At 64.0% G+C, this 25,484-nt stretch carries 23 protein-coding genes and 1 pseudogene; 10 read left to right on the forward strand and 14 right to left on the reverse strand.

What is annotated here, in order from left to right; translation table 11 throughout:
- Nucleotides 1–232 precede the first annotated feature (232 nt).
- Entirely contained in the window at nucleotides 233–4,375 is a 4,143-nt protein-coding gene (locus GGD65_RS38570; RefSeq protein WP_246783577.1) for a VCBS domain-containing protein, read from the forward strand.
- 22 nt (nucleotides 4,376–4,397) lie between these two features.
- On the opposite strand, the gene GGD65_RS38575 is transcribed toward GGD65_RS38570, so the two are convergent.
- The 5 genes from GGD65_RS38575 to fliL all read right to left on the reverse strand — a co-directional run bounded on the left by GGD65_RS38575 (nucleotide 4,398) and on the right by fliL (nucleotide 8,133).
- Nucleotides 4,398–4,595: a hypothetical protein gene (locus GGD65_RS38575; RefSeq protein WP_179737832.1), complete on the reverse strand. Its 198-nt coding sequence runs from the start codon at nucleotides 4,593–4,595 to the stop codon at nucleotides 4,398–4,400.
- Nucleotides 4,596–5,190: 595 nt separating this feature from the next.
- Nucleotides 5,191–5,955, reverse strand: a complete 765-nt coding sequence (locus tag GGD65_RS38580) for a MotE family protein (protein WP_018321854.1) — start codon at nucleotides 5,953–5,955, stop codon at nucleotides 5,191–5,193.
- 10 nt (nucleotides 5,956–5,965) lie between these two features.
- On the reverse strand, nucleotides 5,966–6,403 hold the full coding sequence (locus tag GGD65_RS38585; protein WP_018321853.1) for a DUF6468 domain-containing protein: 438 nt from the start codon (nucleotides 6,401–6,403) through the stop codon (nucleotides 5,966–5,968).
- Nucleotides 6,400–7,602 carry a flagellar motor switch protein FliM gene (fliM, locus tag GGD65_RS38590; RefSeq protein WP_018321852.1) on the reverse strand — a complete coding sequence of 401 codons (1,203 nt, stop codon included), beginning with the start codon at nucleotides 7,600–7,602 and terminating at the stop codon, nucleotides 6,400–6,402. Before fliM ends, GGD65_RS38585 begins: the two co-directional genes overlap by 4 nt.
- A 30-nt stretch (nucleotides 7,603–7,632) precedes the next feature.
- Nucleotides 7,633–8,133, reverse strand: a complete 501-nt coding sequence (gene fliL, locus GGD65_RS38595; protein WP_018321851.1) for a flagellar basal body-associated protein FliL — start codon at nucleotides 8,131–8,133, stop codon at nucleotides 7,633–7,635.
- Nucleotides 8,134–8,510: 377 nt separating this feature from the next.
- Between fliL and flgF the strand changes: the two genes are divergently transcribed.
- Genes flgF through flgH form a run of 4 tightly spaced genes read left to right on the forward strand, consistent with a single transcriptional unit; the run spans nucleotide 8,511 to nucleotide 12,007 of the window.
- On the forward strand, nucleotides 8,511–9,275 hold the full coding sequence (gene flgF / locus GGD65_RS38600; protein ID WP_018321850.1) for a flagellar basal-body rod protein FlgF: 765 nt from the start codon (nucleotides 8,511–8,513) through the stop codon (nucleotides 9,273–9,275).
- 16 nt (nucleotides 9,276–9,291) lie between these two features.
- Nucleotides 9,292–10,080, forward strand: coding sequence for a flagellar basal-body rod protein FlgG (flgG, locus tag GGD65_RS38605; RefSeq protein WP_018321849.1), 789 nt, complete (start codon nucleotides 9,292–9,294; stop codon nucleotides 10,078–10,080).
- Between the two features lie 22 nt (nucleotides 10,081–10,102).
- On the forward strand, nucleotides 10,103–11,236 hold the full coding sequence (gene flgA, locus GGD65_RS38610; protein ID WP_183238612.1) for a flagellar basal body P-ring formation chaperone FlgA: 1,134 nt from the start codon (nucleotides 10,103–10,105) through the stop codon (nucleotides 11,234–11,236).
- A gap of 9 nt (nucleotides 11,237–11,245) precedes the next feature.
- On the forward strand, nucleotides 11,246–12,007 hold the full coding sequence (gene flgH / locus GGD65_RS38615; protein ID WP_018321847.1) for a flagellar basal body L-ring protein FlgH: 762 nt from the start codon (nucleotides 11,246–11,248) through the stop codon (nucleotides 12,005–12,007).
- Nucleotides 12,008–12,142: 135 nt separating this feature from the next.
- Here flgH and GGD65_RS38620 read toward each other — a convergent pair whose 3' ends face one another.
- The 5 genes and pseudogenes from GGD65_RS38620 to GGD65_RS38640 all read right to left on the reverse strand — a co-directional run bounded on the left by GGD65_RS38620 (nucleotide 12,143) and on the right by GGD65_RS38640 (nucleotide 17,217).
- A complete protein-coding gene (locus GGD65_RS38620; protein ID WP_183238604.1) occupies nucleotides 12,143–13,309 on the reverse strand; it encodes a PcfJ domain-containing protein in 1,167 nt (388 codons plus the stop codon).
- A gap of 506 nt (nucleotides 13,310–13,815) precedes the next feature.
- Nucleotides 13,816–14,595, reverse strand: a complete 780-nt coding sequence (locus tag GGD65_RS38625) for a 2-keto-4-pentenoate hydratase (RefSeq protein ID WP_018321845.1) — start codon at nucleotides 14,593–14,595, stop codon at nucleotides 13,816–13,818.
- Between the two features lie 442 nt (nucleotides 14,596–15,037).
- A pseudogene (locus tag GGD65_RS38630) lies at nucleotides 15,038–15,748 on the reverse strand (phytanoyl-CoA dioxygenase family protein); the annotation flags it as partial.
- A 276-nt stretch (nucleotides 15,749–16,024) separates the two neighbouring features.
- A complete protein-coding gene (gene dksA / locus GGD65_RS38635; protein ID WP_008554760.1) occupies nucleotides 16,025–16,390 on the reverse strand; it encodes an RNA polymerase-binding protein DksA in 366 nt (121 codons plus the stop codon).
- A 215-nt stretch (nucleotides 16,391–16,605) separates the two neighbouring features.
- Entirely contained in the window at nucleotides 16,606–17,217 is a 612-nt protein-coding gene (locus GGD65_RS38640) for an NAD(P)-dependent oxidoreductase (protein WP_183238605.1), read from the reverse strand.
- A gap of 149 nt (nucleotides 17,218–17,366) precedes the next feature.
- Between GGD65_RS38640 and GGD65_RS38645 the strand changes: the two genes are divergently transcribed.
- Nucleotides 17,367–17,738, forward strand: a complete 372-nt coding sequence (locus tag GGD65_RS38645) for a helix-turn-helix domain-containing protein (RefSeq protein ID WP_018321842.1) — start codon at nucleotides 17,367–17,369, stop codon at nucleotides 17,736–17,738.
- Between the two features lie 181 nt (nucleotides 17,739–17,919).
- Here the strand turns inward: GGD65_RS38645 and GGD65_RS38650 are convergent, their stop codons facing one another.
- The gene (locus tag GGD65_RS38650) at nucleotides 17,920–18,333 is read right to left on the reverse strand and encodes a flagellar assembly protein FliX (protein WP_018321841.1); all 414 of its coding nucleotides are present in this window, start codon (nucleotides 18,331–18,333) and stop codon (nucleotides 17,920–17,922) included.
- A 284-nt stretch (nucleotides 18,334–18,617) separates the two neighbouring features.
- Between GGD65_RS38650 and GGD65_RS38655 the strand changes: the two genes are divergently transcribed.
- The 4 genes from GGD65_RS38655 (at nucleotide 18,618) to GGD65_RS38670 (ending at nucleotide 21,139) form a co-directional block, all read left to right on the forward strand.
- Entirely contained in the window at nucleotides 18,618–19,742 is a 1,125-nt protein-coding gene (locus GGD65_RS38655; protein WP_026202627.1) for a flagellar basal body P-ring protein FlgI, read from the forward strand.
- Entirely contained in the window at nucleotides 19,742–20,110 is a 369-nt protein-coding gene (gene flgJ, locus GGD65_RS38660; protein ID WP_183238606.1) for a flagellar assembly peptidoglycan hydrolase FlgJ, read from the forward strand. Before GGD65_RS38655 ends, flgJ begins: the two co-directional genes overlap by 1 nt.
- Nucleotides 20,111–20,121: 11 nt before the next feature.
- Nucleotides 20,122–20,616, forward strand: coding sequence for a hypothetical protein (locus tag GGD65_RS38665; protein ID WP_018321838.1), 495 nt, complete (start codon nucleotides 20,122–20,124; stop codon nucleotides 20,614–20,616).
- Between the two features lie 163 nt (nucleotides 20,617–20,779).
- Nucleotides 20,780–21,139, forward strand: coding sequence for a hypothetical protein (locus GGD65_RS38670; protein WP_018321837.1), 360 nt, complete (start codon nucleotides 20,780–20,782; stop codon nucleotides 21,137–21,139).
- A gap of 70 nt (nucleotides 21,140–21,209) precedes the next feature.
- On the opposite strand, the gene flaF is transcribed toward GGD65_RS38670, so the two are convergent.
- The 3 genes from flaF to GGD65_RS38685 all read right to left on the reverse strand — a co-directional run.
- Nucleotides 21,210–21,578 (reverse strand): flagellar biosynthesis regulator FlaF, encoded by a 369-nt coding sequence (gene flaF / locus GGD65_RS38675; protein WP_008554779.1) that lies wholly within the window; start codon nucleotides 21,576–21,578, stop codon nucleotides 21,210–21,212.
- Nucleotides 21,579–21,872: 294 nt separating this feature from the next.
- Nucleotides 21,873–24,161, reverse strand: coding sequence for a DUF1522 domain-containing protein (locus GGD65_RS38680; RefSeq protein ID WP_092262745.1), 2,289 nt, complete (start codon nucleotides 24,159–24,161; stop codon nucleotides 21,873–21,875).
- Nucleotides 24,162–24,380: 219 nt separating this feature from the next.
- The coding region (locus GGD65_RS38685; RefSeq protein ID WP_183238607.1) for a DUF1522 domain-containing protein at nucleotides 24,381–25,484 on the reverse strand (1,104 nt) is incomplete at its 5' end.

Here is a 25,484-nt window from a genome sequence, read left to right on the forward strand (position 1 = left end):
AAATGCGTTCCGTTTGTCAATTTAATCACATTGGCGGGAGGGGGCACGGCGGGAATGGCGGTACGCGTCGCCGTCCCCCCGCGCAATGCGTCTCTCTCGATCAGACTTGATTATTTCGGCGGGCAAGCCTTCGGGCTGCCAGCGCCCAGGAAATTTTGTCCCTTGGCGAGGGCCCGAGCAGGATTATGGCAGCACGCCGAGCCTGAATCGATCACCCAGGCGAGGTCGAGCCATGTTAGTTGCATCCGGCATCCACGCTGATAACGGGGCCACCATGGCCCTGCCCGTCGAGCTCATCGGCCACATTCATACTGCGGTCGGTTGCTGTGCGCTTACGCGAGCGAGCGGTGTCGCTACACAGGCGGTAGCTGGTGCGCCTATCTACCGGGGCGACGTGCTGGAAACCGATGCCGACGGGCGGATCACAATTGGCTTCATCGACGGTACTTTTTTCAACATCGCCTGCGGCACTCATGTTGTGCTGAGCGAGTTCGTCTTCGACGTCGAAGGCATGCCATCTGCAGCCTTGTTCGACGTGACCCGAGGGAGCTTCGGTTTCGTACCGGGCCGGCTGGCGGAAACCGGAGCGCTCCGGCTGAATACGCCCATTGCAGGCATTCGCGCCCGGGGCCACGCGGGCGGTTTCGGGATGCTGACACTTGCAGCATTGACTTTCTCGGCCGCGCAGAATGCCGAGGCCGCGGATCCGGATGTCACATTCCTGGATGACGACTCCATTACCTACAAGGACCTTGCGCACGGCGCATTTGAGCTCGTGACCAAGGAGCGGGTCCCGCGACACATCATCGTCGAAGATCCCGGCGAGACGATCGTCATCAAGAAGGTGGGATCCACCATCAGCGTCAATCAGGTTGCGAATACGGCGGCTCGCATGGAGGAATTGCGCGCCGCCCAACAGGATGTGCTCGCCAATCTAGGAGAACAAGGGCCCCGTGGCTCGAGCACGCCTTTCTTCGTCAAACCCCAGCCACTGCAGCCGATCAATTTCATTCAGCCGGATGCGCCCACGCTGCAGATCTTGCCGACCACGTTGCCACCCATCACTTTCGCGCTGGTGGACCCTGTACCGCCGACTCTCAGCACCGGGGCTGGGCCAATCGAGCTCGATACGGTCGTGTTTGACACATTCACGGCGACGACGGGAACCTTCAGTGCCAGTAGCACCAGCGGCGGTGGCAATCTGACCTTCGGCATCGTCGGGGCCAGCGCCGGCAGTACGGTTCTGGATGGAGTGACGTACGATCTGTCGAAGACAAGTTCCTACGGGATTCTCTACGTCAACAGCACGAGCGGCGCTTATACGTTCGTGCCCGACAATGCCGCAATCAACGCGCTGAAGGCGCCTACGACCGACGGTTTCGTTATCACCGTCTCCGACGGACTCACCTCCGTCACCCAGACCTTCACGATCACCATCAACGGTGTCAACGACGCTGCAATCATCTCCGGCACCACGACCGGTTCGATTATCGAGGCTGGCGGCATCGCCAATGGAACGCCCGGCACGCCGATTGCAACCGGCACCCTTTCCGATACCGACGTCGACGATCCGCCCAATACGTTCACCGCCGTGAGTTCGCCAACCGCGAGCGCCGGTGGCTATGGCACCTTCACGATGACGGCTGCCGGCGTGTGGACCTACACCTTGGACAATGCCAACCTCGCAGTGCAGGCACTCAATGCCGGCGAGACGTTGACCGACAGCTTCACGGTGACCTCGATCGGAGGCACCCCACAGGTGGTGACGATCACCATCCACGGGACCAGTGACGCGGCGATCATCTCCGGTGAGACGACCGGTGCAGTTATCGAAGCCGGCGGCACCGCCAATGCAAACCCCGGCACACCCATCGCGACCGGCACGCTCACCGACGTCGACGTCGACACCACCGCAAACGCCTTTACGCCCGTCAGCTTGCCCAAGGCAAGCGAGGCGGGCTACGGCACCTTCACCATGACGGCAGCGGGCGTGTGGACCTATACGCTCGACAACGCCAACGGGGCAGTGCAGGCGCTCAATTCAGGCGAGACGCTGACCGACAGTTTTGCGGTGACCACGCTGGACGGAACCGCTCAGGTGGTAACGGTCACCATCCATGGCACCAACGATGCTGCCGTCATTTCCGGCATGACGACCGGCTCGGTGACCGAGGCTGGAGGCCTTGCCAACGCGACGCCCGGCACTCCGAGCGCAACCGGCACGCTGCTTGCGGCTGACGTCGACAATCCATCCAATACCTTCACGGCAGTGACCTCGCCGAAGGCAAGCATCAGCGGTTTCGGCACCTTTACGATAACCGCCGCCGGCGTGTGGACCTACACGCTCGACAACGCCAGCGGCGCGGTGCAGGCGCTCAATGTCGGCGGCACGCTCACCGACAGCTTCACTGTCACAACCCTCGACGGTACGCCGCAGGTGGTGACGATCACCATTCAGGGCAGCAACGATGCCGCCCTCATTTCCGGCACCACGACCGGCTCAGTGACGGAGGCGGGAACTTTCTCACCCGGCGTTCCCATCGCGACCGGCACGCTCACCGATACGGACGTCGACAACGCTCCGAACACGTTCACCGCTGTCTCTTCGCCGGCTGCGAGTGACGGCGGATACGGCACCTTCACGATGACCGCAGCCGGCGTATGGACTTACACCCTCGATAACAACAACACCGTGGTTCAGGCGCTCGATGTCGGCGACACCTTGACGGACACCTTCTCGATAACTGCCATCGACGGTACGTCACAGACGGTGACCGTCGCCATTCATGGCGCCAGCGACGCAGACCCGAACGATTTTGATAACCTGGCCACCGGATCTGCCGTGATCTCCGATCCCCCCAACGTGTATGGAACGCCGGGCAGCGAAACCATTGCCGGCGGCGGCGACACAGGTCAGATCATCTACGCGGGAGCCGGCAGCGATACCGTCAACGGCACTGGTAAAGCCGACGTTCTCTACAGCGGATCAGGCAATGACACGATCAAAGGCAATGATGGGGATGACACCATCTACGGCGGCTCGGGCAGCGATACCATCAACGGCAACAACGGCGCCGACACCATAACCGGTGGATTTGGTGCGGACCAGCTCACCGGCAGTAATGGGAACGACCGTTTCGCTTACTTGTTCGTAGCCGATTCCAACGCAAGCCAGTTCGACACCATCACCGACTTTGCATCGGGAGCGGACAAGATCGACTTGACCGGCATGGGCGCGCTTGGGTTCGCCATATTGGCATTGAGCTCAACCAGCACGGCCGTGCCGGCACATACGATCGCCTGGCTCTATGACAGTGCGGCGAATGAAACGATCGTGTACGTCAATTCAACGGACCAGACCCTGCACGTCGGCGATTCCAGTCTGCTCGAAATCCATTTGCAGGGCATCGCCACCATCGACGCGTCGGACTTCATCACGGCGCCGGCAGCGGCACCTGCGACGGCGGTTGCCGGCGATCTGCTCGACCTCATCGCAACCTCGCAGGGTGACGCGACCGCCGTGATGACGATCACTTCCGAAGGCTTGTCCGACTCCGGCAGCGCCGACGGCACGCTTCTCGCTGCAGAGAGTTCGACCATCCAATCGACCGAGGCGACCTACAGCCTCGATTCGAACTGGGACCAGATCGGACAGGCCGAATATTCCAGCTTGTCCAGTTCAGACGAAACGCAAACGCTCGCGACCGAAACGCTCCGCAGCGACACGGCAGCTCCCTCAGCCAGCGGACTGCCTTTGATCGTGCAGCACGTGATCCCACTCACCGAGGCCAGCTTTGTCTTCAACAACCCGACCGGGTTCAAAAATGGCGCGGTTGCCGCAAGCGGCCAGATGCCTGACGTCGCCATACTGAATTTTGCCCACGACGCCGCCGGACAGCACGCCGGTAGCGGGCTTGCGCTCGGACACGATGCAGGGAATGACGGCGTCGCGTCATCAAGAGGCGCCGCCCAGGCGGATCATGCCCATGGTTATACCAGCGGTGAAACGGCAGACACGACGTTCAACCCAATCCTGCTGAACCCAAGCCTCCTGAAGTCATCGACCGGCGGTGCCAACCATTCGTTCTCAAGCGGGGCGGACCAGCACAACCCCTCCCTGGAAGCGTCTGGATCAAAGCCTGCCAATCCGCTTCAGCTCGGCGACTCGTTCCAGTTCAGGGATGTCGCGTCGCAAGGCTCACTGCACGGCGCAGTGTTGGATCATCTCTCAGACTTCGTCGGTCATCACGAGCACGCTGGGGAATTCCATGGATCCGAGCCGGCATTCATGCCTGAAGCATCGCCGTCCGATGTTGATCCACCTTTCTCGGCAGGTACCGTTCACGGCCATGTGTCGCACGATCTGATCGTGTGACGGCCTCAAGCCGATTGCGGCTTCAATGTTGCTTGCCGGCGCCTTCCGGCGCCGAGGAGCTCTCTCCGTCGAGAGAAGATTCATCATCGTTGCCGTCGTCGCCTTCTGGCGGCTCTGCATGCTGATGGCTGAGGGCGGATGTCCACGCCGATGTCATCGCCGCGATGAGCAGCCGGTTGAGGGCCTCGATGACGCGTTCTGCTGCGGACGAGTAGTTCATGGCCTCCTCCTGCGCTGCCGATTGCGACTAGCCAAAGCGTAGGACCGGGCCTTGAGCGCCACTGTACGCCACTTCACACCTGCGCGCGTCAACTCATCGCAGTCTCAGAAGATGCCGCCAGCTTCGACTGCATCCGCCACGGGAGCTTGATCTGCCGCATTGAGGAGTTGCTGAGCGCGCCCACTCACAACCTTCGGGGCGTTGCAGTTCGCGCGCGACTCTGACTCAGATGTGACCTCGGCGATGCGAATCGCATTGGTTAGCTTTGGGGGTAATCAATGAGCGGAGAAGCCGGTTGCATTGTGTGTAGCAGGGCAAGAGCGGTCGTAGCGATCGTTCCGATCGCCAGAGGATATGCCCTGAAAATATACGAGTGCTCCTGTTGCCATAGCACCCTGCAGCTCGTGACTCGCGTCACGAAGGCAGCGCTGATCAAGCAGCAGGCCGATACTCTTCCTCAGGTGGAGAAGCAGTTGCGCCCGCCTGTTCGCAGGGTGCAACAGGTCTTCGCGAGCTAGGCGCCGCAAGGCCTCTCGCGGGGCGCCAGCCGAACGACAACGCGCCGGCTCGCGAAAGCGCCGTTCGCCTCGCGCCCTCAATTCGGCTTTTGCGTCGGCTTGCCGTCGATCTTGGGCAGCTCCGCCGCCGAGGCCGACTGATCGCCGCCGCCATTGGCACGGCGGGCCATCTCGACCGTCAGCTTCTCGGCAGCCTCCGGCGACATCAGTCCCATGATGTCCGACATCTTTCGCGGCGCGATCGCCGAGGCGATCTCGATCAGCACGCCCATCTCGAGCCGGTCGAACACCCGTGCGGCGTCCTTGGGCTTCATGCCCTCATACATGGTCACGAGGCCCTTCATGCGCTGGGCTTCGGCGGCCTTCTGCTCGGCCTGCGTCGCGGAGATGCGGGTTTCCACCGCCTTCATCTCCTCGACCTTGCCTTCGATGCGCTTCTCGGCCGACTTCAACAGGCTCTCGCGGATGTCGATCTCGCGCTGGCGGGCCTCGATCTCCTGGCGGCGCGCCTGCAACCGCTCGAGGATCGCGCGCTCGGAGGCCGAGACCTGCGGCTGGGCTTCGTCGACCTTGACCACGGTGCCTTCCGGCTTGGTCTCGGGCGCGGCGGGCTTGGGCGCTTCCTTCGGCGCGCCATGAGTCGAGCCGGTGATGATCTCCGGCTCCTCGCGGCCGGTCGGGAAATTCAGATTCTCCTGCGCCCAGGATTTTTTGGCCTGGTTCGGCTTGTAGTCGAACACATAGCCGCCATTGATCACGAGGCCCGCCACCTTCAGCGTGGCGAGGCCTGCGACGGCAACCAGGACGACCGGGATGACGCGGATGTTACGAAAGGACTTCATACCCCTGACTTCATGCGGCAAGGCCATTGGATCGTCGGCGCTCGGAGAAGGCTTCGGCCGCAGCCGCCACCGCCTTCGCCGTCGACGGCTTGGCTGCGGGCGCAACGACCGTTTCCGGAGGGCGCGCCGCGATCGCGATCTTGGACAGCCGCCGCACCACGTTGTCGGCCTCGCCGAGCTGCTTGTAGAGCTGGTCCGACATCTGCGTCGCCGCGGCGAGCTGGCTGCCGAGGTTCTCGTTGACGTCGCGCACCGCCAGCTTCAGCCCGCCGATCGCGCGCTCGGCGATCTCGGTCGCGGTGATCAGCTCGCCGATCACCGCCTTCAGCGAGTGCTCGTCCGCCTTCAGCCGCGTCAGCCGCTTGTTGAGCATGACGCAATAAACGATCGTCAGCATCAGCAGGATAGCCACCAGCGTCTCGATCGCCATTCCCAGGGAGTGGTTCATGGGGCCTCCATCATCTTGTTCTGCTCGTCCACCTTCTCGAACATCGCAAGTGTCGTACTTGGCTTGCGCAAGGGTTTCGTCACGCGGATGGCGACGCGGTCGCCGACCCGGCCCATTCGCCCCTCGGTCAGCGTGACGTCGCCGCAGCGCACGGTGACGTTGGCGTCGGCGCGCATGTCCAGCGGCAGGGTGTCGCCCACCTTGAGCCGCATCAGCTGCTTGAGCGGAATGTCGGCCTCGTAGAGCACGGCATCGACGGCGATCTCGGCCTGCACGATCTCGGTGGCGAAATGGCCTTCCCAGACCGGGTCGCGGCCGAACTTTTCGCCCATGAACATCTGGAGCAGGACGCCCCGGATCGGCTCGATGGTCGCATAAGGCAGCAGCAGCTCGATGTTGCCGCCGCGGTCCTCCATGTCGATGCGCAGGCGCACCAGGATCGCGGCATTGGCGGGACGGCTGATCGCGGCAAAACGCGGGTTGGTCTCGAGCCGGTCGATCGTGAAGGTCACCGGCGACAGCGGCCGGAACGCCTGCTCGGCGTCGGCCAGCACCACCTCGACCAGCCGCTTGACCAGCTCGGTCTCGATCGTGGTGTAGGGCCGGCCCTCGATGCGGAGCTGGCTGGTGCCGCGGCGGCCGCCGAGCAGCACGTCGATCATCGAATAGATCAGGTTGGAATCGACCGTCGCCATGCCGAAGTTTTCCCACTCCTCGGCCTTGAAGACGGTGAGGACGGCGGGCAGCGGGATCGAGTTCATGTAGTCGCCGAAGCGCACCGAGGTGATGCGGTCGAGCGAGACTTCGACGTTGTCGGAGGTGAAATTGCGCAAGGATGTCGTCATCAGCCGCACCAGGCGGTCGAAGACGATTTCGAGCATCGGCAGACGCTCGTAGGAGACCATCGCCGAATCGATAATCGCGCGGATGCCGGAATGGTCGTCCAGGGTGACGTCGCCGACGGTGAAGCCGAGGAGATTGTCGATCTCCTCCTGCGACAGCACCCGCTCACCGGAATTCTTGCCGCTGCCGAGATCGCGGCTGCCGTCCTCGACCATGGCCGCCCATTGCAGGGCCATGGTCTCCGACAGCTCGTTCTCGGCCGCAGCCTTCGCGGCCTCGGCGGGATCCTCGGAATCGAGCGACGCCTCCCATTGGGCGGCAATCGCATCCTGGTCCATTTGCTCGTTGCCGGCCATGACGCTAGCCCATCACCTTCCGCAGCGTCCTCACTGGATCACGACTTCCTTGAACAGCACCGCGCTGACCTGGACCGGAGCGACCGCCGCGTTGACGCGCTTGGTCAGCTCCTCCTTGAGGCGGAAGATGCCGGCGGAACCGTTGAGGTCGGAGGGCCGCAGCTCGCGCACATAGGTCTGGAAGATGTCGGTGACGCGCGGCATCGTCGGCTTGATCGCCTCGATCTGCTTCTCTTCCTTCAGCTCCAGCACGATCTTCAGCCGCAGATATTGCACGCGCTCGCCGGGCGCGCCGGCCAGGTTGACCATGATGTCGGGGACGTCGACGAAGGACGGCGGCTTCGGCGGAGGCGCGGCCTCGGCATGATGCTCGTCGTCGCCGTGCCGGAAGAAGAAGAACCAGGTCGCAGCGCCGCCGCCGAGAACGGCGAGCAGGCCCACGGCCATGATGATGAGCTTGAGCTTGTTCTTCGGCGGAGCGGCTTCCGCGCCTTCGGCAGCCGCGCCGCCTTCCGCTTCATTCTCTGCCATGGTCGCCGCGCCCGGATCTCTCAAAGGGGTCGAAAGAGCGAAGCCTTAAGACAAGGACGCGATACAAATGCCCCGGCGCAATGCGCTCCTCTTCATGGCAAACGCTACGGTAATAATGGTTAACGGAATCTTTCAATTGGGCCTCCACTAGGAAAAATCTGCCGGGCAGACATGGCTAACAGAACCTTTCTGCCGCCCTCCTGCGCCCCTTCGAAATCAGCAAGCCACTGAAATTACGAAGTTTTCCAGGTTGGCACGGCTTTCGCTGAGAAAGGGCCGAGACCCGACGGTTTGGGAGAACCCGACGGTCTCGTTCACGGGGTCCGCCAAGGCGCTTGGGAGAGCGAAATGGCAGATCCGCTCAGGGGAGATTTCCGATGCAGAATGCGCTTCTGATCGGCTTGTCACGGCAGATGACGTTGGAACGGCAGATGGATGTCATCGCCAACAACGTCGCCAATGCCAACACCAACGGCTTCAAGGCCGACCATTCGCTGTTCGAGGAGTACCTCAACTCGAACGCGCGTGAGGACAATTTCATCGGCGCGGACCGCCGTGTCTCCTATGTGCAGGACCGCGGCACCTATCGCGACATCGGCCAGGGGCCGATGGAGCCGACCAACAACCCGCTCGACATGGCGATCGACGGCAACGCCTATTTCGCGGTGCAGGCCAATGGCGGCGAGATGTTCACCCGCGACGGCAAGTTCTCGCTCAACTCGACCGGCCAGCTCGTCACCCCCGACGGCAATCTGGTGCTCGGCACCGGCGGGCCGATCACCTTCCAGCCGACCGATCACGACATCAACGTCGCGCCCGACGGCACCATCACGGTGCTCGAGGGCACCGCCAAGACCGACTCGATCCGCGGCAAGATCCGCATGGCCTCGTTCGACGATCCGACCAAGCTGACCAAGCTCGGCGCCAATCTCTATGCCGCCGGCTCCGCCACCCTGCAGCCCGATGCCAAATCCAGCAGCGTTCGCCAGGGCTATGTCGAGAAGTCGAACGTGAATTCGGTCGGCGAGATGACCCGCATGGTCGAAGTCATGCGCAGCTACACCGCCATCGCCAATCTGCTCCAGCAGCAGAGCGACCTCCACAAATCGGCGATCGAGAAGCTCGCCGACGTTCCGGCCTGATTGAGGGAGAACTGACATGCAGGCGCTTCACACCGCAGCGACCGGAATGGCAGCACAGGAACTCAACGTTCAGGTGATCTCCAACAACATCGCCAACCTGCGCACCACCGGCTTCAAGAAGCAGACCGCGGCGTTCCAGGACCTGATCTACGAGCACGTCCGCCGCGTCGGCGCGCAGGCCTCGGACCAGGGCACCATCCTGCCCGTCGGCGTCGACATCGGCGGCGGCGTCAAGACCGTCGGCACGCCGCGCAGCATGACGCAGGGCACGCTGTCGCAGACCGGCAACGATCTCGACCTCGCGATGTCCGGCGAGGGCTTCTTCAAGATCCTGATGCCCGACGGCACCTACCAGTACACCCGCGACGGCACCTTCCAGATGGACAATCAGGGCCGCGTCGTCACCGCCCAAGGCAACCCGGTGCAGCCGAGCATCACGATCCCGAACAACGCCTCCGGCATCAGCGTGAGCGAGCAGGGCCAGGTCTCGGTGACGCTGCCGGGCTCGTCGACTTCTACGATCGTCGGCCAGATCGGCGTGACCCGCTTCATCAACAAGGCGGGCCTGCAGCCGGTCGGCAGCAACCAGTTCACCGAGACCCCGTCGTCCGGCCCGCCGCAGGACGGCACCGCGAACTCCGAGGGCTACGGCAAGATCACCCAGGGCAGCCTCGAGCAGGCCAATGTCGACGTCGTCTCGGAGATGAGCGACCTGATCGCCGCCCAGCGCGCCTACGAGATGAACGCCAAGGTGATCAGCGCCGCCGACCAGATGATGCAATCGACCACGGCGCTGTTCCGCTGAGGCCAAGACTGAAGCAATGATGATGATCCGCACCACCCTCGCCACCATCTCCGCCCTGCTCGCGCTGGCCCTGCCGGCAGCGGCCGCGGACGACTTCATCGCCTCGCCGACGCTGCGCGCGAGCGTCACCGTGACCTCGGACGTGGTGCGGGTCGGCGATCTCATCGACAATGCCGGTTCGACCGCGCTGATCCCGGTCTACCGCTCGCCCGATCTCGGCACCACCGGCACGTTGACGGTCGCGCAGGTGCTGTCGGTGCTCCGCGCAAAACAGGTGATCGGCGTGATGACCGGCGACCTCAAGGAGGTCCAGGTCACCCGCCTCGCCCGCACGCTCGCGAACAAGGATCTCGAAACCGCCGTCGCCTCGGCGCTCGAGCGCCGCTTCGGCCTCGGAGACGCCGCCAACATCACCGTCACCTTTGACCGCGGCGTCGCCGAGATGCGGCTGGATGCCTCCAACTCCGGCACGCTCCAGCCGGTCGCAACCCGCTACGACGCCCGCAGCGGCCGGTTCGACATCGCCTTCGAGATTGCCAACGACAGCAATCCGACCCCGACCAAGCTGCGCTTCACCGGGACCGCGATCGAGACGGTGGAAGTGGCCGTGCTGACGCGCGACATCGAGCGTCTCGATCTCTTGAAGTCCTCCGACGTCACGCTGGAACGCCGGCCGAAGGCCGAGGTCACCGGCGAGCCCGCCTCGCGCGACCGCAGCGTCGGCATGCAACTGCGCCGGCCGATGCGGGCGGGCACCCCGCTCCGTGCCGCCGACATCGTCAAGCCCGACTTCGTGGTGCGCGATCAGAACGTCACCATCATCTACCAGGTGCCCGGCCTCTATCTCACCTCGCGCGGCAAGGCGATCGAGAGCGGCGCCGAGGGCGACACCGTCAGCGTGCTCAATGTGCAATCCAAGCGGACGCTGACCGGCGTCGTCACCGGCCGCGGCCAGGTGACGATCCAGGGCGCGAGCCAGTCGGCACCGATGGCGCCCGCGGTCGAGCAGACTTCCTCGCTCAAGCGCGATGAGGCGCCCGCCCCTGTCGACACCGCAGCCCTCGTCCGGAACCTAGTGCAGGCCCCCGCCTCGCCGGCCCAGATCGCACAAGCCCAGATCCCGCAAGCTCGCGTCTCGCAAGCTCAAGCCAAGTAAGAGTTCGTCATGTCCGCTTTCAGTTCGGCTTACCGTCTTCGTCGCATAGCGATCTCTGCGCTGCTGCTGGCCAGTTGCGCGCTGGGCGGTTGCTCCTCGATCGACCGTCTGTCGCAGATCGGCGAGCAGCCGAAATTGTCCGCGATCGACAATCCGACGGCGCAGCCGGGCTACAAGCCGGTGCAGATGCCGATGCCGAAGCCGGAAGTCGCCTCCTACAATCCGAACTCGCTGTGGCGCAACGGCAGCCGCGCCTTCTTCAAGGACCAGCGCGCCCGCCAGGTCGGCGACCTCCTCACGGTGACCGTCAACTTCACCGACAAGGCCAACATCGCCAACGAGACCCAGCGCAGCCGCACCAACTCGGAAAACTCTCAGGTCACCGACTTCCTCGGCGCGAAGACGATCACGCAGGCCAACAAGATCCTACCCGGCAGCCTCCTGACCGCCGGCTCCACCGCCTCCAGCGACGGCAAGGGCTCGGTCAACCGCACGGAAGCCTTGCAGACCAACGTCGCCGCGGTCGTCACCCAGGTGCTGCCGAACGGCAACCTCGTGGTCGAGGGCAAGCAGGAGATCCGTGTCAATTACGAGATCCGCGAACTCGTGGTCGCCGGCATCGTCCGCCCCGAAGACATCCAGAGCGACAACACCATCGATTCCAGCAAGATCGCGCAGGCCCGCATCGCCTATGGCGGCCGCGGCCAGATCACGGACGTGCAGCAGCCGCGCTACGGCCAGCAAGTCATGGACGTGCTGCTGCCCTTCTAAGTCTCTTCAAGAGCTCCCACATCGTGTTCGCGAACTTAAGGCGCGAACGACGATGTACGACGCGGCCCTCGCTAGCTCCCCTGGCGAGGGCCGCATGTATTTTGCCTGCGCCGCGGAAAGCGGCGCAGGCAACTCTCACAGCATCATGATCCCGCGTGCTTGCGCCCACCGCTCCAGGATCTTGCTCTCCTCCGCGAGCGGCGGACGGTTTGCAAACCCGCGAACCTGAACCGCCCGGGAACGGGAATCCAGCTCGATGGTCAGCAGCCGCTGGACGTCGCCCGAGGCACGGCGACGGAGCGACCAGATCGACGCCTGCCCGGCAATGCACTTTGTCGCGTAAGAGGCAACGCAGTGGCGCATACCCCGCGTCTCGGCCACGAGATCGGCTGCGGTCCGCAACTGGACCACAACATACTCTTCACGCTTGGCCCGGTCCTTGGACGACTTGGTCCATGACCAGTCCGCGATCGCTGCACCGAGCCAACGGTCCTCGATCTGCTCGGGGCTTGCTGCCAGCCCACGCGCACGGTTTCGCGCAGCCTCGGCGCGACGGCGTGCGGCCTCGATACGAGCGATCGCATCGAGATCGCGATGCCATTCGCGCATCTGCCGACCAAGCGAGATCAGTGAACGCCCCTTGAGGGTGTACTCCGGATCACGCCGGTGGCAATCGGCGAGGTAATCGTGGAAGTCATCCATGTCCTCGACCGTGGTGGGATGCGCGCAGAAGAAGCGCACCACCTCGCGCCAAAAGCGATTCTGAGCGCGCGGCGTCTGCGTGATCCTGGTGCGTGCGATCCGCATCGCAATGGCGGGATCGTTCGCATAGGATCGCGCGATCGCCTGCCAGATCGCAGCCTCGAAGCCAACGCTCCCCAACGGATTGAGGAACGCATGGACCTCCTTGCGAGACAGCCATTCGGCCGCACCGGCAGTGTAGAGCGAACCGCCGCCGGCCGCCGCGATATACCAGCGCTTGCGCAAATGGATCTCGCCGGCGCCCAGTCCCGCGCCGTCGATCCAGATCTGCTCCAGATGTTCTGCGACAGGATAGCGCGCGAAGAGATAGCGAGCCGCGGCAAGACGAAGACGCGCGGCATCGCGAGTCTTCATCCGCGGCTTCCAGGCCTCGGCATCGCGCACGATGTCGGCCTCGAAGCCACGCCTGGCCTCGTAGATCGCGGTCTCGAAATCCGGTGGAGGACGCGTCCGCTGCGACACATGCCGCAGCGACAGCTCGTAGGCTTCAACCCGCGCGCGCTCGGCCTCCCGCCGGCGCTGAATCAATGAATGTGCCATTGTCGTTCAACATGATTGGATGACTGTCAGCCGGACGCAGTGAGAGCGTCGGCACGGAGCGTGTCGATCGCCACAGACTGTTCACGGTTGGTCTCCTCATTGTTGAACGCGCAGGTTGAATGGGACGGGGCTCATAGACCCGATCGCCGGCGGGCGCAAGATATCTCTGTCGGATGGAGACAGAAACTGCACATCACCAGAGAGGCTCGCGACATTTTGGCAACGCTGTCGCCGCACGCGGTCTTTGCCAGCGGCTCGTCCGCCGGAGCTCAAAGAGCGAAGGCGGAAGCGAAGCAATCCAGAATTGCTCCGCCAAGGGGTTCTGGATTGCTTCGCTTCGCTCGCAATGACGTGGATGAGGGTACAGCATTCAAGCCACCCCTCTGTCATCGTCCGCGAAGGTGGACGATCCAGTACTCCGAGATATTCGTGATTGTACTGGTGCAGCGCTGCGTACTGGATTGCCCGCCTTCGCGGGGAATGACTGCGGGGACTACCGGTGCCCCTCAGGTAAACTTCACGTCCACCGCTCCCAGCCCGTCCAGTTCCATCCGCACCTTGTCGCCGGCCTTCAGCCACAGCGTCTTGACCAGGCTGCCCGTCAGCACGAGCTGTCCCGCGTGAAGACCCTTGCCTTCGGCGGCGAGATGATTGGCGAGCCAGGCGAGCGCGTTGTGCGGATGACCGAGCACGTCGGCGCCGGTGCCGTGGCTGACCTCCTCGCCGTTGAGGATGGCGCGGCCCTTGACCGCCTTCAGGTCCGGCACCGACGAGCGCGGAACCGCCGGGGCGAGCACGCAGCCGGCGGCGAAGAAGTCGTCGGCGATCAGCGTCGGGGCGCCCATCGCCTCCCACTTCACGTAGCGGTCATCGACGATCTCGATGGCGGGATGATAGGCCTCGACCGCCTCGCCGACCCATTCGGCCGTGAACGGCGCCTCGCCGGCGGCAAGGTCGCGCTTCAGCCGCACCGCAATCTCGCATTCGACCCCGACCCGGACATAGTTGGAGGCGGCGAGCTTGGCGCCGGTGTCGTGCACGCCCTTCTGGAACACGCCGCCGCCGCAGGGATGCGGGATGCCGATATAGTCCTGCATCACCTGGCTGGTGCAGCCGATCTTGTAGCCGACCAGCGGCCCGAGATGCGGCAGCAGCAGATCGTGCACCGCACGCTGGACCTGGTAGCCCTCGGCTTCATCCATGGGGGGACGCTCCAGCGCCGCGAGCGGCGCATGATTGCGACGCGCCAGCGCGATCGCCTTTGCGGCTTCGAGAATCTTATCCATCGGCGCCGCCTCCCACGCTACGCAACATTGCCGCTCAGTTCAGCATCCCCGTCCGCGCCTGACAAGCGCTGGTCGGCGCTCAGCCGGGCCGAATACGGGGGGCTCCCGCCGCTTAAGGAAATATTGAGTTGGTCCGGTCTTTATGGAGCCACGCGCCCAGGCCCGCCCGCCCCGCGCGGAACGAGACCCTGATTGCAGCGATGCGCGAAACCGCTGCGCCGCCGTCTCAAGATGCCGGTCGATCTCCTTGATGCGACTCGCAAAACTTCCCGCACCTGAAGTGAAGGCTTTTTCTCATGCGAACTCACGTGAGCATGCAGGATTCGACTCTAGCCCATTGATCGCGATTCATTTTTCGCGATCCCGGCAATTGGCGTCGGACGACAGCGGCGTTGTGGCGCAGGAACCCGCCAAAACGCCGCGTGCAATGACATCGCTTCCGTCAAATGCGTCCAAGCGCGAGGCGGATGGCGACCTCGACCGGCGAGTAATCGCCCTCGCTGCGCTCCAGCCGGTACGGTTCGGCGAGATGCAGCGGTGGTTGCGCCAGGAAGCGCGGTCGCGTTCCCCGATGCTTCTGCGCGGCATGAACCAGGAAGGGATGACAGAGATAGACCGTGCCGGCCGCACCGGTCGCGAGCGCCACCGGACAATCGGACCCCATCTGCTCCAGCATCATGTGCGCCCGCCCCGCATCGCCGGCTGGCGCCAGGTAGCGCGCCATCGGCAAATGCGAGCCGACCCGGATCCGCGTCGGCGCATCGTCGTCACCGACATCGGAGAACAGGAACAGCAGCAGCAGCGCCCGCCCCCGCGAGGTGATGTTGACGCGCCAGGCCGAGAAATCCTGCGTCTCGTTCGGGTTGCTGGCCTCGCCGGGAAAGCTGAGATCGACATGCCAGCCGTCGTCGCCCGGATCGTCCGGGTGCGGAAAACGCACCGGAAAGGTGCCGACGTCGCGTCGCGGCCGCCACCGCCCCTGCCCGACGATCTGGTCGAAGGCGGCATGGAGCACGGCGGTGTCGATGGCATCCCGGAACGGCGGGCCGCCATAATAGGGCAGCCGCACCACGGGCCGGGTCCAGCTCGCTGGGTCGTGCTCGCTGCATGGCAGATCGCGCCAGATGATGGCGCGGGCGGCCTCGGCGAGCTCAGTCCAACGCGCGTGGATTGGCAGTCATGATGATCTCTCAAAGGCTCGCCAGCCCTCATCGTCCGCTCGCTGCGGAACCGGCTGGCTCAATCGGTTGGGAAGCCGCAAGTCGAACTTGCGCCGCGGCGGAGGCGCCTGCGCTCAGCCCAGGAAGAAGACCGATGCGATGTTGAGAGTGCAAATCATCATGGCGGCGCGAATCTACGCGCCGTACCAGCGGCGTTCAAGCGACGCCGTGAGCCAAAAACAAAAGAGCCGCACGCGGCGGCTCGGGCTCTATTCGTCGCGATAGACCTTCTCGCGCTTCTCGTGGCGCTCCTGCGCCTCCACCGAGAGCGTCGCGATGGGCCGGGCCTCGAGCCGCTTCAACGAGATCGGCTCGCCGGTGTCCTCGCAATAGCCGTAGGTGTTGTCCTCGATACGCTGGAGCGCGGCGTCGATCTTGGCGATCAGCTTGCGCTGGCGGTCGCGGGCACGGAGCTCGATGGCACGGTCGGTTTCGGACGATGCCCGATCGGCGAGATCGGGGTGGTTCACGTTCTCCTCCTGCAAGGCTTGCAGGGTGAGCTTGGACTCTTTGAGGATCTCATCCTTCCAGGCGAGGAGCTTCAAACGGAAGTACTCCTTCTGCCGGTCGTTCATGAAAGGCTCTTTTTCGGTCGGTCGGTAGTTTTTCAACTTTTCCAAGGGCGGCCTATCTGTCTAATCAACGACTCGCAACGGAAACAGGGTCCGTTGAGCCGGGCCTTATATAGTGGCCTCCTGTGACAGACAATATTTCCCTGAAGCCCCGGCTGGCGCCCCCAAGCCCTTGCACAGGAAGGTTTATCCTGGAGGGCCCGGGGACCGCCGAAAGCCTAGTAACCGACCGTGAAACGCTGCCGCAGATGGGCTGGCCGCTCGATCTCATCGGCGAGCGCAATGGCGTAGTCGGCGAAGGTGATCCAGCTTTTTCCGTTCGCATCTGCGAGAAGCTGATCGGTGCCGAGGCGGAACTTGGCCGTGCGTTCCCCTTCGACGAACAGGGCCGACGGCGAAATGAAGGTCCAGTTCAAATCCTTTTCCTGCCGCAAGAGGTCGAGGAAGGCCGAGCCTGCCTCCGCTTCCGCCTTATATTGGGCCGGGAAATTGGGAGTCGTGACCAGTTTCACGCCCGGCGCGACCTCGAGGCTGCCAGCGCCGCCGACGACGAGGTAACGACCAACCCCGGCGTCCTTCGCCGCACCGATCAACTTCCGCGCGTCGCTGGCCAGGAAGTGCACGGAACTCACGGCGACGTCGTGCCCAGCCCACAGCTTGGCAAGACCCGCCTGGTCGAGCACGTCCCCCTTGGTCGGCGTGACGTTCGGCAGGGCCGCGATCTTCTCGGGGTTCCGGGCGATGGCCGTAACCGCATGGCCGCGTCGCGACAGTTCCTTGGTGATTTCCGACCCGGCCCGACCCGAGGCGCCGGCAACTGCGATTTTCATGGAAGGCTCCTTTGCTTCTATGGTAACTAGCAGTGACTAGATATCGCAAAGAATGCTAGTGTTAAGAGAGCACTTTGTGCTTACCTGATTACGCAAGGGTAACCGCCACGCGTGGCGCAAGCGACGAACATGGATTCCGAGGACCGACGATGAAACCCGACGTCTATGCAGCGAACTGCCCCACGCGCCAGATCCTTGATCGCATCGGCGACAAATGGGCGGTGCTGATCCTGCTGCTGCTGCGCGAGGAGCCGATGCGCTTCAATCATTTGCGCCGCACGATCGAAGGCATTTCGCAGAAGATGCTGAGCCAGGTTCTCAAATCGCTCGAACGCGACGGGCTGATCAAGCGCCATGCCATCGCGACCGTGCCAGTCACGGTGGAATATTCGATCACCCAGCTCGGGCTGACGCTCGCCGGCGCAGTCGATCCGCTGCGCGATTGGGCCGAGCAGAATCTGAAAGACGTTCTCGCCGCCCAGCGCCGCTACGACGCGCAGCAGAAGGAGGAAGCGGCGTAAGGGGTGCGGCGAAGATCCAATAGCAGTCCCGTCATCCTGAGGCGCGAGGCATGGGACGCAACGCGTCCCATGGGGAGCCTCGAAGGATGCACGGCCGAGATGCTTCAGCGGGGCCGTCGCCCTTCGAGGCTTGCCCTGCAATTGCATTGCAGGGCGCGCACCTCAGGGTGACGGATGACGATTAAGCCCGTCCGGCCTTGGCGAGCTCAACCTCGACGCGCAGCTCGATCTCGGAGAGCACTGCATCGAGACCGGGATCGCCCGAGGACGATTTCAGGTTCGCCGCAGCATCGCGCAAGCGCATCACGGTCGAGGCGTCGAGATTGCCGGCCAGGAGGCCCATCTTGAGATCGTCGAGCACGTCGAGCGCGGTCCTGCCGCGGGTGACCGAGCGCTTGCGGCGCTCGACCGGATCCTCCTCGACGCCTTGCAGCGCGAGCAGCCCGTCGATGTTGGTGGCGGCCTTCGGTGCGGCAGCGCTCCGGGTCTCCTGCGCCGACGAGGTGTCGGGCAACACGAAGGTGCCGGAGCCGGTCCGCCTGGCCTGGTTGGCCGGCGTTCCAAGCGTCGTGCCGTTCGGTCCGTAGATGCGCATCGGAGGGAATCCGGGTGATCGATGCGGTCACCTTCGCCGTCTTATGGTTAACGGCGCGTAAACGGCCCGGCAAAATCTGCCGACGGGCGGCAGTTTCGCTCCTCAGGGACAACGCTCGCTGACACCGGTCGAAACAGATTTATTCAACCTATTCAGCGGCCTATCCCTTCCGCCCCGGGTTGGCACAGCCCTCGCAAGGACAGCGCCGGACCAGCTCGTCATGGGAGTGTCGTGCAGGTCCTTCCGATTTGAGGAGCCCTTTGAGGATCCTTGGGGAGCAGAGGATGCCAAGCGTTCGTTGGGTGAGGATTGTTGGGGTGGCCTGCGCCGCGCTGTCGGCGCTGGTGCTGTCGCTCGCGCCGGCGGCTGCGACTTCGCGCATCAAGGACCTCGCCAATATCGAAGGCGTGCGGCAGAACCAGCTCATCGGTTACGGTCTTGTCGTCGGCCTTAACGGCACCGGCGACACGCTCAACAACATCCCCTTCACCAAGCAATCGCTGCAGGCGATGCTCGAGCGCATGGGCGTCAACATCCGCGGCGCCACCATCCGTACCGGCAACGTCGCAGCCGTGATGGTCACAGGCAACCTGCCGGCCTTCGCCACCCAGGGCACGCGCATGGACGTCACCGTCTCCGCGCTCGGCGATGCCAAGAACCTCCAGGGCGGCACCCTGCTCGTCACCCCCCTGTTAGGTGCCGATGGCAATGTCTACGCGGTGGCGCAGGGCTCGCTCGCGATCTCCGGATTCCAGGCCGAGGGCGAGGCGGCCAAGATCGTGCGCGGCGTTCCGACCGTGGGACGCATCGCCAACGGCGCCATCATCGAGCGCGAGATCGAGTTCGCGCTCAATCGGCTGCCGAACGTGCGCCTGGCGCTGCGCAATGCCGACTTCACCACGGCCAAACGGATCGCGGCCGCGGTCAACGACTATCTCGGCGTCAAGACCGCCGAACCGATCGATCCCTCCACGGTCCAGCTTTCGGTCCCGCCCGAGTTCAAGGGCAACGTCGTCGCCTTTCTCACCGAGATCGAGCAACTCCAGGTCGACCCGGATCTTGCCGCCAAGATCATCATCGACGAACGCAGCGGCATCATCGTGATGGGGCGCGACGTCCGCGTCGCCACCGTCGCGGTGGCGCAGGGCAACCTCACCGTCACCATCTCCGAGAGCCCACAGGTGAGTCAGCCCAACCCACTGTCGCGCGGCCGCACGGTGGTCGCGCCGCGCAGCAGCGTCACCGTCACCGAGGACGGCAAGAAGCTGGCCGTCGTCAAGGACGGCGTCTCGCTGCAGCAGCTCGTCGACGGCCTCAACGGTCTCGGCATCGGTCCGCGCGACATGATCAGCATCCTCCAGGCAATCAAGGCCGCCGGTGCGATCGAAGCCGACATCGAGGTGATGTGATGCAGGCGAGCACGATCAGCACACCGCGCCTCGCCACCTCCTCGGCTTTCTCGGTCGAGAGCCGCAACGGCCGGCCCGATTTCGAGCTCGCCGCCGCCCTACAAAAGGTCTCGCCGAAGCAGCAGGCCAGGGCGCAGAAGACCGCCACCGACTTCGAGGCGATGTTCCTCAACAACATGTTCTCGCAGATGACATCGGGCCTGAAAGGCGAAGGCCCGTTCGGCGACACGCCCGGCACCGGCGTGTGGCGCTCGATGCTGACCGAGCAATATTCCAAGAACTTCGCCAAGGCCGGCGGCGTCGGCATCGCCACCGAAGTCTACCGCACCCTCATCATGCAGCAGGCGAAAACGATCCGCACGGCATAAGGTCAAACGAGATGAACCATTTCAACGCCTCACGTCAGCCGATGCAACAGCGCCCGAACACCGCGCCCGGCAGCGCCGAGGCGCGCAAGCTCGCCGAAGACCTGATGGACGCGATGAGTGCGCTGCTCGGACTGATCGAGCGCGAGACCGAGCTGGTTCGCGCCGGCAAGGTCCGCGAGGCGATGACGCTCGAGAGCAAGAAGCAGGAGCTGTCGCGAAACTATGTCGGCGCCGTCAGCCAGTTGAAGGCAAACCAGGCGCAGCTTGCGAAATCCGCGCCGGAGCTGCTCTCGACGCTGCACCGCCACCACGATGCGTTCCGCGCGATGCTCCAGGTCAATCTCACCGTGCTCGCGACCGCGCACGCGGTCTCCGAAAGCGTCGTGCGCGGCGTCAATGCCGAGCTCCAGAAGCGCAACGTGCCGAACACCTATACGGCCGCTGGTCGCCGCGCAGCTCCAGGTCCGCGCCACATCACGCCGTTGGCGGTCAGCCGCTCGCTCTGAGCTGAGCGCCACAAGAACAAGCGACAATTTTACGAAAAACCGCGCGGCGAAATCGTCGCGCGGTTAGTCACGTTTCCTTACCGGGTCTTCAGTCCTGGTGTTCCATGGTTGCGTTATTAGAGGGGTTGGGATTTGACTCACATTAGGCAACCAGGAGGCTGCCATGAGTACAGATTTCAGCATCAGGCCGGTGGGGATCCCGGCCCCCGTGCAGATCGTCACGACGTCCAATGCGGCGGCGAACGAGGCTGTGCAGACTGATCTTCCGGTGCGCCAGACGGTCGCCGCGGCGGATACGGGCGCGCCCGTGCGCAACGATCTGCCGAACCACGAGAACGTCTCGCGCCAGGTCGTGTTCGACCAGGCGGCCGCATCCTTCGTCTTCCAGGTCGTCAACGAGAGGACCGACGCGGTGGTCAACCAGTTCCCCGACGAAGCGATGCTGCGCCGGCGGGCCTATTTCCATGCAATGGATATGAAGTCCGAGCCCTCGCGTCCACTCAGCACCGACGTCAGCGCCTGACGATCGCGTATTGAGCTGGCCGAGGCAATCGCTGGCAAATGCTCGCGATGCCGACCATCACGTGTCCTCGTCACGGCCGTCCGGACAGGCCCGCAGCGATATTGCGGTTGATCTCGATCAGCGGACGGAAGTGATCGAACTGCGGGCTCATCTGCAGCGCGGCGGTCTGGCTCAGCACGAACACGCTGATGTTGGCGATCTTCTGCCGGACGTCGATCGGCTGCGGATTGTTGTCGCGCATCGCCTCGCTCAGGAAGATGGTCCAGAGCTTGCGGTTGAACATCAGGGCCTGCATGGTCTGCTCGCTGAGCGGATCGGCGTTGTTCACCGCATCCTGGAGCTTGTTCGCGGCCTTGAGCAGGGTCTGCGCCTCGATGTCGCGAGGAGATGCGGTGGTTGTTGCAACACGCGCATAAGCCGAGGCAGCGGAATTCGACATCAATCACACCCTGGAGGTTACCTAGCGCGTTGGACGCGCTTAAGGATTTCTTTCCCAACCCTAGGCAGCACCGCTTAAGATTTGCTTACGTGTTGTGCTTGGAAGCCCTCCGGATAATTACGGGTCACGGAGCTCTTCGTCGGCGCAACGCTAGATCCACGCACGCACGATGTAAATTCGCTTCGCGTGATGCGTGTCGATCTCAGCTAATCTTGTCTTAGCGATCTCCCTCAAAAGAACGGCGGAGCGTTAGCCCCGCCGCGATATATCGTGTGGCGATCTTGCGCCTCGAAATTAGCGGAGCAGCTGCAACACGCTCTGCTGCGACTGGTTGGCCAGCGACAGTGCGGACACCGCGATCGACTGGCGGGTCGACAGCGCCTGGCTGTTGGCCGCTTCCTCGTTGGTATCGGCGAGCGTCAGGTTGGACGAGCCGGTCTGCAGCACGTTGATCAGGTTCTTGGAGAAGTCCTGGCGCACCTGCACGATCGAGAGGTTCGAACCGAGCGAGGAGCCTTCCGAGCGCAGTCTGCTTGAGGCGGCATTCAGGCTGGCCAGCACCTTGTTGGTGGCGCCGTTGTCGATGAAGTCCGTGCCGGGAACGAGATTGCTGAGGCCGAGGCCGGCCGCGTTGAACACGACGCCGTTGATGCCGAGCGTGGAGCTGCCGGTTTCGTTGAAGACCAGCTTCAGCGTGTCGCCGTTGAGCAGGTTGATGCCGTTGAAGGACGAGTCCTGCGACGTCGTATCGATCTGCGCCAGGATGTTGTTGAACTGGCTGACCAGGCTCGAACGCGCCGTCTGCGCGACGGGATCCTGAACCGGCGGCTGTGCAGTGGTAAAGGCGAGCACGCCGGTGAGCGTACCACCGACCGCGCCGCCCGCCGCCGTCGAACCAAGGGTCGAGGAGGCGTATTCGTTGACGGTGGTGACCGTCAGCACGCCGTTGGCGTCGATCGTCGCCGTCAGGTGGTTGGCCTGAAGCTGCACATTGAGCTGATCGAGCGTCTTGACGGTGCCGTTGGTGCCGTCGCCGAAGGTGACGTTCACCGGCGTACCGCCGTTGAAGGAGGAGAAGGTGAGGGTCTTGCCGCTGACACCGCCAACACCGGAGGTTCGCGCCGCGGTAAAGGCGGTCGCCGTTCCCGTGTTGCCGCTGAGGCCGAACGCGCTAAGGGCGTTGCCGGTGCCGGTGATCGAAAGATCGGAGTTGATGCCGGTGGAGAGCGCAAGCTGACCGCTGCTGTTGACGGACGACGGGATCTGGCCCGCAGTGGTCGACAGGGTCGCCGCGCCGTTAAAGAGGCTCGCGGTCTTGACGCCGGTGGCAAGGTCGACCGCGTTGAGCAGGTCGGTCAACGTCGCGCTCTGGAGATAGACCGTCGAGTTGCCGTTGCCGTCGGTGACGATGTTGCCGCTGACGCCACCCGACGTGACGCTCGCCGCCGATTGCGGCGTCTGCGCGTTCTTGAACGTGATGGTGTGACCATCGATGTTCAGCGTCGAGCCGTCCTGAACGAGAGAGCCGAGCGAGCCGGCGGTTGTCGACCGGTTCGCGGTCACGCTTGCATTGCCTGCGCCGGTCGCCGCGGTCAGACCGAGCTTGTTGAGGAAGTCGGCCTTGCCCGTCACGCTCAGATCGGCGCCGGTCGAGCTCTTCAGCGTGACCTGGCCGCCGGTGATGGACGATGCGACTTGAAGCGTGCCGACGGGACCCGCCGAACCGCTGACCGCGATGGTCGCCGCACCCGCACTGATTGTAGCTGTCTTGACGCCGCTGGCGAGGTCGATCGCGGTGAGGACGTCGTTGATGGTCGCCGCGGGCGCCGCCGCCGTTCCCTCATAGACGATCGAATTGCCGTTGCCGTCGGTGGCGATGTGCCCGCTGGCGTCGAGGCCCCAGCCCGTCGGCTGCGTGGCCGGAGCGACGCCGGTGCGGAAGGTGATGGACTTGCCGTTCACCGTGATGGTGTCGCCATCCGCGGGCGCGGCGCCGAAGGTGGTGGAAGCGGTGGTGCCGACCAGCGTGGCGGTGCCACTGAGCACGGTGGTGCCGTCGGCCGCGGTCGCCGCAAATCCGACCAATGTGCCGGCGCTCGAGCCTAGCGAGGCGCCAAGTGCGGCGGTTCCGGTGACCGGGGTCGTGCCACCGGCAGCACCGGTATAGAGCACGTTGCTCTTGGCGGTCGCGCTTGCATAGGAGGTCGTCCCGCGCAAGTCGGCCGGCGTCGCACCGGGAATGGTGGTGGAGACGTTCGACTTGGTGGAATAACCGACCGTAGTCTGCAGCGCCTGGTTGGCGATCGACTTGGCGCTGTCGATCAGCTTCTGCAGCGAGGTGATGCCGGTGTTGGCGGCTTGCAGCACCTGGACACCATTATTGATGCCATCGAGCAGGTTGCTGATGTCGCTTGCCCGGTTGTCCAACCCCTGCGCCGTGAAGAAGTTGGTGGGATTGTCGAGCGCGGTATTGACCTTCTTGCCGGTCGACAGCCGCTCCTGCGTCGTGGCCAGCAAGTCGGCCGTCGACTGCAGCGACAACAGGTTCTGGCGAACGGACGCCGAGAGAACGATGTTGGACATTGGCGAGTCTTCCTCTTGAACCGGATACGAATCGGCCGCGCGGTCTCGAAAGCGGGCTTTTGTCCAGTTTTAGGAGGTGTCCTTTAAAGTATGGTTAACGCCGGTTTAATCGATAGGGTTAACCGCCGGTGAACGCCCCTGCCCGCCGCCGGACGCAAAAAAGAGCGGCGGGGCAAATGACCCCGCCGCCCGATTTTATTTAGTAATTTCAGCTTCTTATTAGCGGAGCAGCTGGAGCACGCTCTGCTGCGAGGTGTTGGCCAGCGACAGCGCGGAGACCGCGATCGACTGGCGGGTCGACAGCGCCTGGCTGTTGGCCGCCTCGACGTTGGTGTCGGCTAGGGTCAGGTTGGACGAGCCGGTCTGCAGCACGTTGATCAGGTTCTTGTTGAAGTCCTGACGGATCTGCACGACCGAGAGGTTCGAACCGAGGCTCGAGGCTTCCGAGCGCAGCGTGCTCGACGCGGCGTTCAGGTTGGTCAGCACCCGGTTGGCGGCGGCGTTGTCGATGAAGTCGACGCCGACGGTCAGGGCAGCAAGACCAAGACCCTTGGAGTTGTAGGTCACGCCGGTGATGTTCAGGCTCGACTTGCCGGTCTCGTCGAACACCAGCTTGAGCTGGTCGCCGTTCAAGAGGTTGACGCCGTTGAACGAGGAGTCCTGCGAGGTCGTGTCGATCTGGTTCAGGATGTTGTTGTACTGGGACACCAGATTGGCACGCGCCGTCTGGGCAACGCCATCCTGGACGGGGTTGGAGGCCGTCGAGAAGGTCAGCGCCGAGGTGAGCGTTCCGCCGATCGCGCCGCCGGCAGCCGTCGAGCCCAGCGTCGAGGACGCGTAGTCGTTGGACGCGGTGATGGTCAGCAGGCCGTTGGCGTCGATCGTCGCAGACAGGTTGTTGGCCTGCAGCTTGGTGTTGAGCTGATCGAGCGTCTTGACCGTGCCGTTGGTGCCGTCGCCGAAGGTGACGTTGACCGCCGTGCCGCCGTTGAAGGAGGAGAAGGTCAAGGTCTTGCCGGCGATGCCGCCGATGCCGGAGGTGCGGGCCGCGGTGAAAGCGGTCGCGTTGCCGGTATTGCCGGCGAGGCCGAACACGTTCAGCGCATTGCCGGTGCCGGTGATCGAGAGGTCGGCGTTGACGCCGGTCGAGATCTTGAGCTGACCGGACGTATTGATCGTCGAATTCGACTGACCGGTGGCGGTCCCAAGCGTCGCGGTGCCGTTGGCGTTGATCGTCGCGGTCTGCACGCCGGTGGCAAGGTCGATCGCCTTCAAGACGTCGTTGACCGTGCCGGCCTGCAGGTAGACCGTCGAGTTGCCGTT

Origin of the sequence: Bradyrhizobium sp. CIR18, assembly GCF_014198295.1 — a bacterium.
Lineage (GTDB): Bacteria > Pseudomonadota > Alphaproteobacteria > Rhizobiales > Xanthobacteraceae > Bradyrhizobium.